This is a genomic window from Aeromonas sp. QDB20 (assembly GCF_027707805.1).
Taxonomy (GTDB): domain Bacteria; phylum Pseudomonadota; class Gammaproteobacteria; order Enterobacterales; family Aeromonadaceae; genus Aeromonas; species Aeromonas dhakensis.
In genome coordinates, this window is record NZ_JAPCJC010000031.1 from 21932 (window position 1) to 34763 (window position 12832).

The following is a 12832-nucleotide window of genomic DNA, read 5'->3' on the forward strand; positions in this document are numbered from 1 at the left end:
GGGCACGGCGGCCCGGATGAGTGAGAGACTAAGCAGGAACGGGGGCAATGACTAGCCAGAAACGGACAGCAATTGAAATAAAGCCGATGCCGCGTGCACGGTATGAAAAACAGATCGGTTTGAGGGGGCAAGTGTGCGAATCTGGGCTGACAACATCCAAGGAGGAGAGAGCCATGCCAGGACCCGCACGTGCCGGCGCCCTGATCTATGCCAGGGATCCCGGCCTGCTGAGCCACTTTTATCGCACCCTGCTGCAGATGGAGATCCGCAGCCAGAGTGACGAGCTGATCGTGCAGGAAAACGCCGACATCCAGCTGTTGCTGCACGCGATCCCAGCCCCCTATGCCGAGCAGGTGGCCATCACCACGCCGCCGCAGCTGCGCGAGCAGGGCGCCATCAAGCTGTTCTTTACCGTGCCTAGCCTCGCCTGGGCGGAAGCGAAAGCGGCCGATCTCGGTGGAGGCCTGCTGCCTCAGCAGTGGTCAGGCCCAGGCTTCGTGGTGCGCAATGCGTTCGACCCCGAGGGCAACATCCTGCAGCTGCGCGAGTTTATTGGCGTCCCGGACGGGCGCTGACGCGTCGCGTCACCATGAAAAACGGGGCCGCAAGGCCCCGTTTGTTATCTGCTGGCGGGTGCGCTGGCCCTACTTCAGATAGCGCTGCTCGAGGTGTTTGCGCAGCCAGTGCGGATTAAGCGCCTCGCCGGTGGCGCGGCTGACCAGCTCGTCGGTGCCGTAGCGGCTGCCCTGGGACCAGATGTGGCGACCCAGCCAGGCGAAGATCTCCGGCAGGCGGCCCGCCGCGATCAGCTCGCCCATGTTGCCGAGCTCTCGCTCGAGCGCGAAGCGCAGCTGCGCCGCGTACATGGCGCCGAGCGTGTAGCTCGGGAAGTAGCCGAACGAGCCGTCGGTCCAGTGAATGTCCTGCATGCAGCCATTCTGGTAGTTGCCCTTTGTGGAGAGCCCCAGCCACTGCTGCATCTTGGTGTCCCACAGCGCGGGGATGTCTGCCACCTCGATGCGACCTTCCATCAGATCGCGCTCCAGCTCGTAGCGCAGGATGACGTGGGCCGGGTAGGTCACCTCGTCCGCATCGACCCGGATAAAGCCGGGCTCGACCCGGTTGTAGAGCTTGGCCAGGTTTGCCGGTGCCAACGCCGCCTGCTCGCCGAAGTGGGCGCGAATGTGCGGCGCCAGCAGTGCCAGGAAGGCGGGATCATGGCCGAGCTGCATCTCGCAGAACAGGCTCTGGCTCTCGTGAATGCCCATGGAGCGCGCCTCGGCCACCGGCTGGCCAAGCAACTGGCGCGGCAAGCCTTGCTCGTAACGGGCGTGGCCGGTTTCGTGCACTATACCCATCAGGCTGGAGACGAACTCCTGCTCGTTGTAGCGGGTGGTGATGCGCACGTCGGTCGGCACCCCGCCGCAGAACGGGTGGCTGCTCACATCGAGGCGGCCATGGGCAAAATCGAAGCCGAGCAGCCCCATCACCTGCTGGCCGAGCGCCTGCTGGGCGGCGATGGGGAAGGGGCCTTGCGGGGTCAGGATGGTTTCGCTCTTTTGCTGCTCACTCACTTGTTGGATGAGGGAGGGCAGCCAGCCGGTCAGATCGCCGAAGATCTCGTCGAGCCGGGCGCTGGTCATGCCCGGCTCATAGAGCGCCAGCATGGCGTCGTAGGGGCGCACCCCGAGCGCCTCGGCGCGCAAGGAAGCGACCTCCCGCGACAGTTTCACCACTTCTGCGAGGTTCGGGGCAAAGCCGGCCCAGTCGTTCTCCTTGCGCTGGCGGCGCCAGGCGTGTTCGCACTTGCTGCCGGCGAGCGACAGCGCCTCCACGAGATCCCCGGGCAGCAGGCTTGCATCCTGCCAGTGGCGCTTGATTTCGCGCAGGTTGGCGCGCTGGATCTCGTCCAGCGGCTCGCTCTCGGCCTTGGCAATCCAGTCGCCCAGTTCGGGGGCGGTGCGCTTGAGGTGGATCAGCAGTCCCAGTTCGGCCATGGCCTCGGCGCGGGCTTCGTTGCCCCCCTCCGGCATCATGGCGGCCTGATCCCAGCCACAGATGGCGGAGAGGTGGGAGAGCCGGTGCAGCTGTTGCTGATGTTGTTCAAGTTTCTGATATGACATGGGATTATCCTTGTTATCGTCCCTGATGGCGTACACCCCGTACCTGGCATGCTCGGGGCCGTTCGATGCTAACACTGCCCTCGTGCGTTTTACCACCCTGGCCTAGGATGACTGACCAGATGACGGGCGCTGGCTAGCCGAGCCGCTTCTGGTGGCGTTCGCGGTTCTCCGCCTTCTTGCGCTCGCTCTTGCGCAGCAGTACGTAGAGGGCGCCACCGCCGCCGTGGCGACGCTCGGCGCTGTGCATGGCCATCACCGCCGGCAGTTGCGGCAACCAGGCGCTGACATAGCTTTTGAGCAGGGCGCGCGGTGTGCTGCGCTCTCCCTTGCCGTGCAGGATCAGCAGGCAGCGGATGTCGCGCAGTTCGCAATCCGCAATGAACTGCACCAGGCTCTGGCGCGCTTCGTTCAGGGTCTTCTGGTGCAGGTCCAGACTCGCCTGCAGCTCGTACTTGCCAAGCCGCAACTTCTTGTAGACCCCCTCCTGCACCCCGTCGCGCTTGAAGCCGACGATGGCGTGGGGGTCGAGCATCTCGACCGCTTCCATGCTGAGGTGATCCAGGGCGAGTTGTTCGGCGGTGGCGGCCTGGCGCCGCGCCAGCTGGGCGTCGGTCGGGCTGCTGGCCGTCTGGAGGCGGACATGGTCGTTGCGAATGGGGCGCACATCGGCCACTTCATTGCGAAACAGTGAGAGTTCGTCGTTTTGAGACACGGCAGGCTCCCCGCAGGTGGAATGAGCGGCCATTATAGCGGGCGAGGGCGGATCTGAAAGTGGCGGGCGCGGCAGTGGAGCGGGTCTGCTCAGACCCTGAGCAAAGGGGAGGCGAGGGCGGGATCAGGCGATCGGGGATCGCCTGACGCAGGCTTATTGGCCCTCTTTCGGCGGCTTGGCGTTCATCACCTTGTAGATGAAATAGGCCGCGTAGGAACTGATCAGCAGGAAGGTACCGATAATCACCAACATGGACATCAGTCCCACGCTGTTGCCGAACATCAGGTTCATCCAAAAATCCATCTCATGCACTCCTGTCATCCCATTGATGACAGGCATGATAGATACCTCTTTGGGAGCAAAGAGATGATCTCGATCAAGTCCCCTTGTGGTTATTAAATCGGCAGCCGGATCTGTGAGCGCCCTCCCATATAAAGACCCTGACGGGGCCGATGTGGTCCCGCCTGCGCCTTATTGGCGGGCCGGCTTGTGCGGGCCCGGCTCGGTGAGCGGGGTGATGCGCCAGCCCTGTTGTTCCAGCAGGGCGAGCAGCCCCTGGTCGCCGTAAAGATGCAGCGCCCCTACCACGATGAAACTCTCGTTCGGCAGGGTGGACCACTTCTTCAGCCAGTTGTGGTTGCGCTCCGCCAGCAGGGTCTGTTCCAGCCAGGCCTGCAGTTTGGGCGGCGCCATCTCCGATTTGAGCAGGTTGATGAGGGTCGCCTCGTCCCCCTCTTCCCACGCCTTCATCACTTCGCCAAAGCCGCGCTCGAGCTCGGGCAGCTCGTCCAGGGTACTCTCCAGCATCAGGGTCTGGTTGTCACCGACGCTGGCGAGGTAGCCGAGCTGCTCGAGCAGGGTCTCGAAGCCGATGATGGGCTTGCCGCCGTCGGTGGCCTGTTTGGCGAAGTGCTGATCCACCCCGAGCGCGCTGCGAAAGTCGGTGCGCTCCAGTGCCGCCTGGGTGAGGGTGATGGCGGCGAACCAGGGGCGCAGCGGGGCCAGCATGTTCTCGGTCAGGCCGTTCTGGCCGGCGGCGATGATGGTGCGCCGGTAGAGGTCGAGCGGTATGTGCTCCTTGAGGGTCTTGCCGTCCACCAGCCGGGTGATGGCCCCCATCTCCTGCCACTGTTGCTGGCTGATGTGGGTCAGATCGACCTCCAGCACCAGGGCACGGCTCTGCAGCCAGGCCCGCTCGATGGGGTCGGGCAGCGGATAGAGCGAGGGTTTGCCCGCGTGGATGGAGCCCAGCAGCCAGTGCTGCTGATCGCCCTTGCTGACCCGATAGAAGGCGGGGTCGGCAAGGGCGCTCAGCGGCAGCAGCAGGCAGAGCAGGAAGGGGAGCAGCAGGCGATGGAGTCTCATGGGGCACCTTATGTCAGCGGATGGCTTCTCTTCGTCACAATAACCCCTATGATAAGTCCTCATTTGTCACAGCCAAGAGGTTTTCCCATGCCCCACCTTCGTTTCCGGGCCGTCACCGTCGACACCCTCAAGCAGATAAGCACCCCTCTGCTGGCGGATCTCTGCACCCTCACCGGGGGCAAACCTGAGTTCGTCACCCTGGAGTGCATCGACAGTCACTGGGTGCGCGAAGGGGAGCGCGAGGCTGGCTTTCCGTTCGTCGAGCTGGTCTGGTTCGAACGCCCGCAGGAGCTGCAGGACGCGGCCGCGGCGCTGATCACCCGCCACCTGAAAGCGGTGCTGGGGGAGCAGACCTATGTGGTGGTGCAGGTGCTGCCCATCGTCAAGAGCTGCTATTACAGCAACGGCCAGCACTACTGAGCGGGGACGGCCAGGGATGGCGGCTTGAATGATTCAAGCCACTCTGGCGCTGCACTCTGGTGCCGGTTGGTGGGGATGAGACGAGAGGCGACGATGCTCGTCGTCGCCTCTGGTTGCCAGTAGTGTGCGGGCGTGCCGGGGGGGCGAAGCGGTTGCCGTCAGGCCGACTTGGCGAGGATCCGGTCGAGCAGGCGGCTTGGCAACAGGCGGCGCAGCACCCCGAACAGCCGGGTCGGGAAGGTGACCGGGTAGCGGTGTTTGGGGTGCGGGCTGCCGAGTGCGTGCAACAGCGGTGCGATGCAGGCTTCGCTTGGCAGGGTAAAACCGCGGGCACCCCCTTCGCGCTCCAGCCGGCTCAGGGTCTGCTGGTAGGCGGTCTGATGGCGGCTGGTTGCGGGATCTATGTGGCGCAGGAAGGCGGCGCGGGCATTGGCCCGAAAGCGGGTGTCGATGGGGCCTGGTTCGATCAGGCTGATCTGCACGCCGCTGCCGGCCAGCTCCAGGCGCAGGGTATCGGTATACCCTTCCAGCGCAAACTTGCTGGCGTTGTAGGCGCCGCGATACTTCATGGCCACCAGCCCCAGCACCGAGCTGTTCTGCACGATGCGCCCCTCGCCGGCCGCCAGCATGGCCGGCAGCAGCTGGCGAATGAGGTGGTGCCAACCGAACAGGTTGGTGTCGAACTGCTCGCGCAGCGCCTGGGTGGGCAGATCCTCCAGCGCGCCGGGCTGGCCGTAGGCGCCGTTGTTGAACAGGCCATACAGGCGGCCACCGGCCAGTGCCTGTGCCTCGGCCGCGCCCCTCTCTATGCTGGCCTCGTTGGCCAGATCCAGCTCGACCGCCAGCAAACCCAGCTGGCGCAGCTGCGTCACGTCCTCGGCCTTGCGGGCGGAGGCGATGACGGTGTAGCCGTGCTGGCCGAGCGCCTTGGCGGCGGCCAGGCCGATGCCGCTGGAGCAGCCGGTGATCAGAACGAAGCGGGACATGGTCGCATCCTTGTGGTGACGGGGCAGGCAGAAGCGCCTGCGGCTTTGCATGTTAACCCGCTGATCAGAAAAAAGAAAACCGGGCCAATCGGCCCGGTTTGCTAACTTCAACCACCTGCTTACAGGATGGTGAACGGCATGATGATGTGGAACTTGACGTCTTTCTCGGAGGCGAAGATGTTGGGGTATTCGGTCCAACCGCCGCTCTGGCTGATGTCGTTGTTGTAATCGGTGTAGTGCAGCTTGAACAGGGTGCCCTTCAGCTTGCCATCCTGCACTGTGTACATGACGTCGAAGTTGGCTGCCCATTCGGTATCTTCACCGTTGGTGGCCTTGGTGCCGTCGCCTTTCTGGATATCCCAGCCGTAGGCACCGGAGACACCGACGGACCAGCCAGGTGCACCCACCAGGTCATCCAGGGAGCGGGTCACGCCGAAGAACAGCGCTTTTTCGTTGTTGGCGTTCCAGTCGGAGCGGGAGTCCCACCAGATCTCGTTCGCGCCTTGGGAGTTGCCGTAGCCACGGGTCAGACGGGGCAGGTAGTTGCCTTCGTTACCCTCGGCCTTGGTCCACAGACCTTCCAGACGGAAGCCGTACGGGCCCATGCCCCAGGCGGCGGTCAGCGCTTGCTGCCATGCCAGGCCGTCGTAAGTCTCTATGTCGGCACCGCCCTTCTGATAGGTCTCGGTGTCGGAGCCGTAGAACTGGTAGCTGGTGGAGAGACCGCCCAGCACGTCAAACTTGTGGGCCAGCTTGAAGTGGTAGCTGTCCATGTAGTTTTCGGAGTTACCGTAAGAACCGGTAATGGAGGTGCCGTTTTCGAAGGTGTAACGCGCCGCTACGCCCTGGATGTAGTCGATGACGTTTTCATCGGCGAACGGATCCATCCATGCCTTGGCGCGGGAGAACTTCTGGGTCTCTTTGTACCAGGGGGATTTGTACTCGTCGGCGATGGCGTAGGTCAGGTAGAGGCCGCCGAAGTTACCCTCGATCTGGCCACCACGGTAGGTACCCGGCTGATAGGACCAGTTCACGCCGATCACGCCCGGTACGTAGAGCTGGGTCAGACCGCCCTTGGCGGTGAGGGCACCGTCCAGCGCCTTGAATTTCAGCGAGGCGTTGGCCAGGCTGAAGCCGCCTTCCGGGGAACCGTCCTTGTAGTTTTCGCCCCATTTGTTGCCGGCGAAGGAGAATTCGTTCTCCTGGTTGACCGGGTGGTTCTCGGTCACGGCCAGATCATAGGCACCGAAACCGCCCACATCGATACCCACCACGTCCCAGGCGTAGCCGGAGTTGAAGTTCAGGGAGGCCTGGGTGGTGGCGTGGCTCAGGTTGGACTGGTACTTGCCTTCTTTGTTCTTGGCAGTGGGGTCGCCGTCGATACGCTGACGATCACGCTGGAAGTAGAAGAGGCCACCGTTGAGTTTGCCTTCTTCATAGAATTTGCTGGCGGCGGCTGCATAGGCGGGACCTGCTTCGTCGGCAGCCAACACCATACCGGGGGCGAGCATGGCAGCAACGACGGCTGCGCTCAATGCGGCACGTTTGAAGATCACTTTTTCCATTTTGTATTGCTCCTGATTTTATGGACTTAGCTTTTTTTGTCCGGCAGTCAGGCAGGTGCCCGCCGCTCGGTATTGGCATTGCAATCAAGACCCCGAAGGGCAAAAAGTTCGAGTATGTCGGCTGCGGCCGCGACGTCTTGGCACATCTGCGGTGGGTGCAGTTCTGTTCATCACATAGTTTGTTTTTTTGTGTTCCGATACTTGGCTATCGGACAGCTCAAGAGTACGTTCGCGGTGCGAAATATCAATGGAAAGTTCCCACCAAGTTTCAAAAATATGACCGAGTGCAAATAATCATGACGCTCGTTGTGGACACTCCCAGCCCGCTCATAACGGCGATGACAACGTTTTCAGATGAAATTGCCGGCCGATCCGGACGGATCGCACTGTGCAGAGGGATCTTTCCTCGTTAACCTGCGGATAACAGATAATTTTGTGCCACAAAAAAAGATAAGCCCCTGCGCGATGGCAGGGGCCGGGTTGGGGGCGCCGGCTGAACCGGCGCGGATCAGGCCTGGTGGCCGAGGATGCGCGGGATCTGGCTGGCTTGGTGGTGGATGTGCTCCGACACCTGCACCGAGAGGCGGCTGCCCTGGCGGGCGTGCTGGCTGATGCGGCCGATGAGATCGGCAAAACTGGCCAGCTTGTGCTCCTGGCTCTTGGCGTTGTCGGCCCCCTGCAGGGCGATGACCGCCGTGCTGCGCGCCATCTCCCGCACCGCCTGGGTGGTCTGGCGCAGCTGCTCCGCCTGTTGACGCTGGGCGGCGGCCTCTGCGGTGATCCGCGCCAGCACGGTGCCGAGCTGATCCCCCGCCTGGGTCAGTCTGGTCAGGATCTCGGTGATCTGGCCGAGGGAGCGCTGGGTATCGGCGGAGAGGTGGCGCACTTCGTCGGCCACCACCGCGAAACCGCGCCCCTGTTCCCCGGCCCGGGCCGCCTCGATGGCCGCATTGAGCGCCAGCAGATTGGTCTGCTGGGAGATGTGACCAATCACATCGACGATGGCGGTCACATCTTCCACCGAGCGCTTGAGCTGGGCCAGGGCGCCACCGCTCTCGTCGATGGCGAGCCCGGTCTGGGCGGTGGCCTGCAACATGCCCCCCACCAGCTGCTCGCTCTGGCTCATGGAGTGCTCGTTGTGCTGGGCGTGCTGCGCTATCTCGGCGGCCACCTGGTGTACCTCGCCGGCCAGCTGGTTCAGCTCGCTCATCATCAGATCGCTCTCGTCCACCGCCTGCTCCGTGGTGCGGGTGCTGTGATGGATCTCCTGCACCTGGTTGACCATTCCCTGCAGGCTCTGCGACACCGCCGACAGCTGGCCCTCTTTCTGCTGCTGATCCTGTTGCAGGCGCAGGATGAGGCGGTTGTAGCTGGCGACGATGTCGGCCAGCTCGTTGCGCTCGCGCCCCTCTGGCAGGGTCTCGGCCTGCCCGGTCTCGTCGAGCTGCAGAAAGGCCGCGCGCAGGCGCAGCAGCGGCCTGACCAGCCAGCGGCGCTGCACCAGCGCAAACAGCAGGGCCACCAGCACCAGACAGAGTGCCAGGCTGCCGAGGATGGCGGCCAGCCGCTGGTTCACCGCCTGGCGGGCGGCGGCCAGTTCGCTGCCCATCTGGCCGGTGGCCTGCAGCATCTGGTCAATGTCCTGCTGCACCGCCTGGCGCGCCTGCTGCTGTTGTTGCAGCGCCTTGCGGCTGTTTTCCAGCTCCTGCGGGTAGCGCTTGAGCAGTGAGATCAGCTCGGCCTTGGGAAGATCCCCCAGCTCCTTGCGCTCCGGCTCCCCCAGGGTGAACTCGTCGGCGGGAGGCGCCTCGAAAAGCGCCAGGCTCGGCAGAGCCGCCAGCTGCTCGGCCTGTTTTTGCAGGGCCGCCAGCTCGAACCGCAATCCTTCCAGCAGCTTGGGGCTGGCCTGCTCCATGTAGTTCTGGCGCAGGTGAGCGAGCCCTGGCAGGGCCGCCAGCAGGTCGCCGGCCAGCTGGCGATAGCGCTCGGCGCTGGCCGGGTCGCTCCCCGTCGCCCCTTGCTGACCGTATCGCAGCAGCGCCCTGGCCTGATCGGTCAGCTCGTTCTCGGCATTTTGCAGCAGCCACTGACTGTTGCCGGAGAGCTTGCCTGCCGCCAGATAGTCGCTGTCGATGCGCGCTCCCATCTGCTCGAGCAGGGTGCGCAGCGAGGTGGTGAGCGCCTCATCCTGTTGGGAGAGCTGGGCGAGCGCCTGTTTGCGCACCCCTTCGGCCTCGGTCAGCCGCAGCGGATCGCCGCTGGCGAGGTAGTCGCGCAGGGTGCCCTGCAGGGTACCGGTGAGCCGCTGCTGAAGCCGTTCGTGCTGGTGCTGGGCCAGCTCGGCCTGGTTGAGCTGTTGCCAGCCGTGCCAGAGGGCAGCGACCTGCACGGCGGCGACCAGCAGCAGAGCGAGAGAAGAGAGGGAGGCATAATGGGCAATTTTCACGGCAGCATTCCTGCTTGTTGAACCACGGCGATGGGCGTCGGCGTGAGCTTAAGCAGCAGAGATGGCGCTTTTATGACAGTCAACCCGGCGGCCCGGACTGACTGTCGAGAGGGCTGGCTTACGGCCGCAGGGCGGGGGCCTCCTGCTGGTGGCGGGCCGGGGGTTTGCCCAGCATGCCTAGCAGGGCGCCGCCCATGATAAGGGCGCCGGCCAGCAGGTGGCGGGGGGTCAGCTGCTCGCCGTTGAACAGCACCAGCAGCAGGGTGCTCAGCAGCGGCGTCAGATAGGCCAGCGCTCCGATCCTGCGCGGATCCCCGTCCCGCAGCGCCAGATACCAGGTGACGAACGCCGCCCCCATGGGACCGAGTGCCAGCCCGATGATGAGGCCCCAGTCACCGGCCGGAATTTGAGCCACCGGCAGCGGTCCCTCCAGCAGCCAGGCCAGCAGCAGCGCCAGCAACCCGGCGGGCAGGCAGGCCGCCGCCGTCATCACCGCCGGGGCCGGCGGCAGCCGGCGCGAGAGCACCGAGTAGGCACCCCAGACGATGGCGGCCCCCAGCGCCAGCAGATAGCCCGGCAGATAGGCCTGTTGCAGCTGCAGCTCGCCGTTCACCATCACCAGTACCGAGCCGGCCAGACCCAGGGCGCCGGCCAGCAGGTGACGGCCGTGCAGCGGGTGACCCGGCAGCAGCAAGGGGGTGAACAGAATGATGAACAGCGGCCAGAGGTAGTTGATGAGGTTCGCCTCCAGCACGGGGGCGTGGCGAAAGCTCATGAACAGCAGCAGGTGGTAGAGCAGCAGGGCGCTGATGGTCACCAGCCAGTTGACCGGACGAGCCCGCCACTGACGCCAGAACGGCAGGGCGCCCGCCCCGCAGAAAAACAGCACCAGCCCCACCAGCACCAGCGGCGACACGCTGGTGACCCGGGAGGTGAGCGCCGCCAGCGAGGCCCACAGCACTATGGTCAGCAGCGCCAGCCCGGTGGACTTGTCCCACCACGAAGCAGCAGACATCCGACACTCCTTTGCAGATGAATGAACAAAAAGAGGGCCAGTCTAGCAGACCGGCCCTCCCTGGTGGCCATACCTCGGTGGTGTGGCAGTGCGATTATTTGCTGTCGGTCACCGCGCTGCTGATGGCGGACAACTGCTGGCGACGCACGCCCCAGATGATGAGCGCCAGCACCAGCAGGGGCAGCAAAGGGATCCAGCCAGGTGCCGCCAGAACCAAACAGCAGGTTCAGTAGGGCCACGCCATGGGGCTGGCAGGTTAGTTCGGGCAGGTTAGGTTGCGGCGGGCTGCCGACGCAACCGCCATCGGCCGAACGGCGGCCTGGGCCAAAAACGAGCAAGGGGTTGGCACCATGACGATGCCAACCCCTTGTTTTGTATGGCGTTCCCGACTGGAGTCGAACTGTTATGTACTATAGGTGTTGTTTTTAGAGGTTTTATTTTTTTATAACAACTTAAAAATCAGCATCTTGATGTCACATCATGGCGCAAAAATGCTATTGCCCTAAGTGCAATAGTTAGTGCGAACCCCATAAATGCATACTTCTAATAGCTATGCCAATGAGCTGACGATAACGCTTTACCATTAAGGCAAGCAGCGGGCCGTTTGGGTTTATGCATTATTGTATGCACACTTGAGTCAGGCCACACGTAGTGTGTGGCCTGACTTGGCTGGGACGTTGCCCCCAAGAGTGACTGCATACCATTGTCCGAGCCCGCATCGAGAAAACGGATTACCCCATTCCCTCCGAACTGTGTGCATCAATCCCCTGACGCTGAACGATTACATCAAGAGGCGCTTCTAAACGCAATCAACCCCCTCAAAAGCCTCTCCACGGCTTCCAGCCTGCCCCGCAAATCGCGACTCTCTGCAACGGTATTGTTGATGGCCCTTTCAATCGCTGGATCCAATATGGAGAAGTCCGCTTTTAACTCCTGGTACTCAGCGAGCATTGAATCACATTCCTGCAACCCCTTACGGTAGTGCTGTGCTCTCGCGATCAGTCCTTCCAGAACGGATTCATACGTTTCCGGCTCACGCTCCTTACCTGATTCCGTTACATGCGCACTCGGCCCAATAAATTCCTCCTTGAAATGCACTTCATCGAACTTAGGAGTCTTGATGAAATGAGAAAAGCGCTTCCCATCATCAACGTGCTTTCTCTTTAGGAGCCCCAAACGGACTAGCTTGATGAGATTCAAATAAATAATGCTATAACGCTTCCTATGTACCTTCGGTTCAGCCTTGGCACCAAAAACAGCACTTACGCACCCAGTCGCAGTGAAATCGTCAAACTGCAATCGAATTAGTGCGGTGTAGAGTGCGGTTGGTAGCCACACAGTCTGGGAGCCCATAAGTAATCCTCAGTCTCGAACGACAATAATTAGTGGAAATTAAAATCAAGTTGCGGATTATAGTCCGTGGCTGTAAGTCAGACAACCAGAGATAGTGCTCGCCAGAGAGAGGCGAGACATGCAAGATTTAGCAAAAAAGTTTGGTGATGCGGTACGTGAAAGACGGCTTCAATTGGGCGTATCACAAGATGCGCTCGCACACGTTGCCGAGATTGATAGAAGCTATGTAGGAAGAATTGAACGTGGTGAGGTCAATATCACCCTGGAGAAAGCTTATTGCCTTGCTAGGGTACTGGGGTGTGACATTAGGGACTTACTTCCCTAATGAAGCATCCAAGAAGAACATTGTAGCTATGATAATCACTCCATAGTTTTCTCTAAACTACCTCGTTTTTCTTATACACCCAACGTATTCAAACAATCTGTAGATCGCACGGTATCAAAGACCAGACTATATCTATATATGTCTCGATATTCGTTTGAAAATCATAGCAATCTTGGTAGTATCTTTTCTATCACTGGCTGATAGGCACTGTTATGGACGCTTACCTTCAACCACAATTAAAAAACCATCAAGAAATAAAAAATATTTTAAAACAAGTAAATGTAACGCATGTTCTGAGTGATGGGCGAAAAGTTAAAACTCTATTAGTCTACCTGCCAATTAAAAATGGTGTTAGTAGCCATGACGAGTTTTTTGAAAAAATAAAAAATGGCATATTATATAATTTTGTTTTTTCTTGTCGTGAAATTGAGAAGAAGCTTGGTATGGTAATCCCCCCATTTTTTGGAGCACTCAAAAGTAGAGGTCATGCGGCCTGTGCCAAGCGCTGTTTCGGCGTGTAGC

13 protein-coding genes are annotated in these 12832 nt (G+C 61.5%); 4 read left to right on the forward strand and 9 right to left on the reverse strand.

The genetic code is table 11. The features are described 5' to 3' along the window. Positions 1 to 173 precede the first annotated feature (173 nt). Positions 174 to 575 carry a VOC family protein gene (locus PG897_RS21370; protein WP_117404631.1) on the forward strand — a complete coding sequence of 134 codons (402 nt, stop codon included), beginning with the start codon at positions 174 to 176 and terminating at the stop codon, positions 573 to 575. Positions 576 to 644: 69 nt separating this feature from the next. Here PG897_RS21370 and PG897_RS21375 read toward each other — a convergent pair whose 3' ends face one another. The 4 genes from PG897_RS21375 to PG897_RS21390 form a co-directional block, all read right to left on the reverse strand. Beyond that, entirely contained in the window at positions 645 to 2123 is a 1479-nt protein-coding gene (locus PG897_RS21375) for a carboxypeptidase M32 (protein ID WP_162518979.1), read from the reverse strand. 133 nt (positions 2124 to 2256) lie between these two features. Further along, positions 2257 to 2835 carry a DNA endonuclease SmrA gene (smrA, locus tag PG897_RS21380; protein ID WP_010634865.1) on the reverse strand — a complete coding sequence of 193 codons (579 nt, stop codon included), beginning with the start codon at positions 2833 to 2835 and terminating at the stop codon, positions 2257 to 2259. A gap of 153 nt (positions 2836 to 2988) precedes the next feature. Continuing rightward, on the reverse strand, positions 2989 to 3138 hold the full coding sequence (locus tag PG897_RS21385; RefSeq protein WP_010634864.1) for a DUF3149 domain-containing protein: 150 nt from the start codon (positions 3136 to 3138) through the stop codon (positions 2989 to 2991). Between the two features lie 168 nt (positions 3139 to 3306). Beyond that, entirely contained in the window at positions 3307 to 4200 is an 894-nt protein-coding gene (locus PG897_RS21390; RefSeq protein WP_201885101.1) for a TraB/GumN family protein, read from the reverse strand. A gap of 87 nt (positions 4201 to 4287) precedes the next feature. Between PG897_RS21390 and PG897_RS21395 the strand changes: the two genes are divergently transcribed. After that, positions 4288 to 4620, forward strand: coding sequence for a DUF1904 family protein (locus PG897_RS21395; protein WP_017782053.1), 333 nt, complete (start codon positions 4288 to 4290; stop codon positions 4618 to 4620). Between the two features lie 158 nt (positions 4621 to 4778). On the opposite strand, the gene PG897_RS21400 is transcribed toward PG897_RS21395, so the two are convergent. The 5 genes from PG897_RS21400 to PG897_RS21420 form a co-directional block, all read right to left on the reverse strand. After that, positions 4779 to 5606 carry an SDR family oxidoreductase gene (locus PG897_RS21400; RefSeq protein ID WP_201882698.1) on the reverse strand — a complete coding sequence of 276 codons (828 nt, stop codon included), beginning with the start codon at positions 5604 to 5606 and terminating at the stop codon, positions 4779 to 4781. A gap of 119 nt (positions 5607 to 5725) precedes the next feature. Then, on the reverse strand, positions 5726 to 7171 hold the full coding sequence (locus tag PG897_RS21405; RefSeq protein WP_124249228.1) for an OprD family outer membrane porin: 1446 nt from the start codon (positions 7169 to 7171) through the stop codon (positions 5726 to 5728). Between the two features lie 508 nt (positions 7172 to 7679). Next, positions 7680 to 9617: a methyl-accepting chemotaxis protein gene (locus tag PG897_RS21410; protein ID WP_201885100.1), complete on the reverse strand. Its 1938-nt coding sequence runs from the start codon at positions 9615 to 9617 to the stop codon at positions 7680 to 7682. A 118-nt stretch (positions 9618 to 9735) separates the two neighbouring features. After that, positions 9736 to 10632, reverse strand: coding sequence for a DMT family transporter (locus PG897_RS21415; RefSeq protein ID WP_270829368.1), 897 nt, complete (start codon positions 10630 to 10632; stop codon positions 9736 to 9738). Between the two features lie 786 nt (positions 10633 to 11418). Next, a complete protein-coding gene (locus PG897_RS21420) occupies positions 11419 to 11985 on the reverse strand; it encodes a hypothetical protein (protein WP_270829370.1) in 567 nt (188 codons plus the stop codon). 118 nt (positions 11986 to 12103) lie between these two features. Between PG897_RS21420 and PG897_RS21425 the strand changes: the two genes are divergently transcribed. Both PG897_RS21425 and PG897_RS21430 read left to right on the forward strand, forming a co-directional pair. Continuing rightward, entirely contained in the window at positions 12104 to 12310 is a 207-nt protein-coding gene (locus tag PG897_RS21425; RefSeq protein WP_080602645.1) for a helix-turn-helix domain-containing protein, read from the forward strand. A gap of 212 nt (positions 12311 to 12522) precedes the next feature. Next, entirely contained in the window at positions 12523 to 12831 is a 309-nt protein-coding gene (locus tag PG897_RS21430) for a hypothetical protein (RefSeq protein WP_270829371.1), read from the forward strand. Position 12832 lies beyond the last annotated feature (1 nt).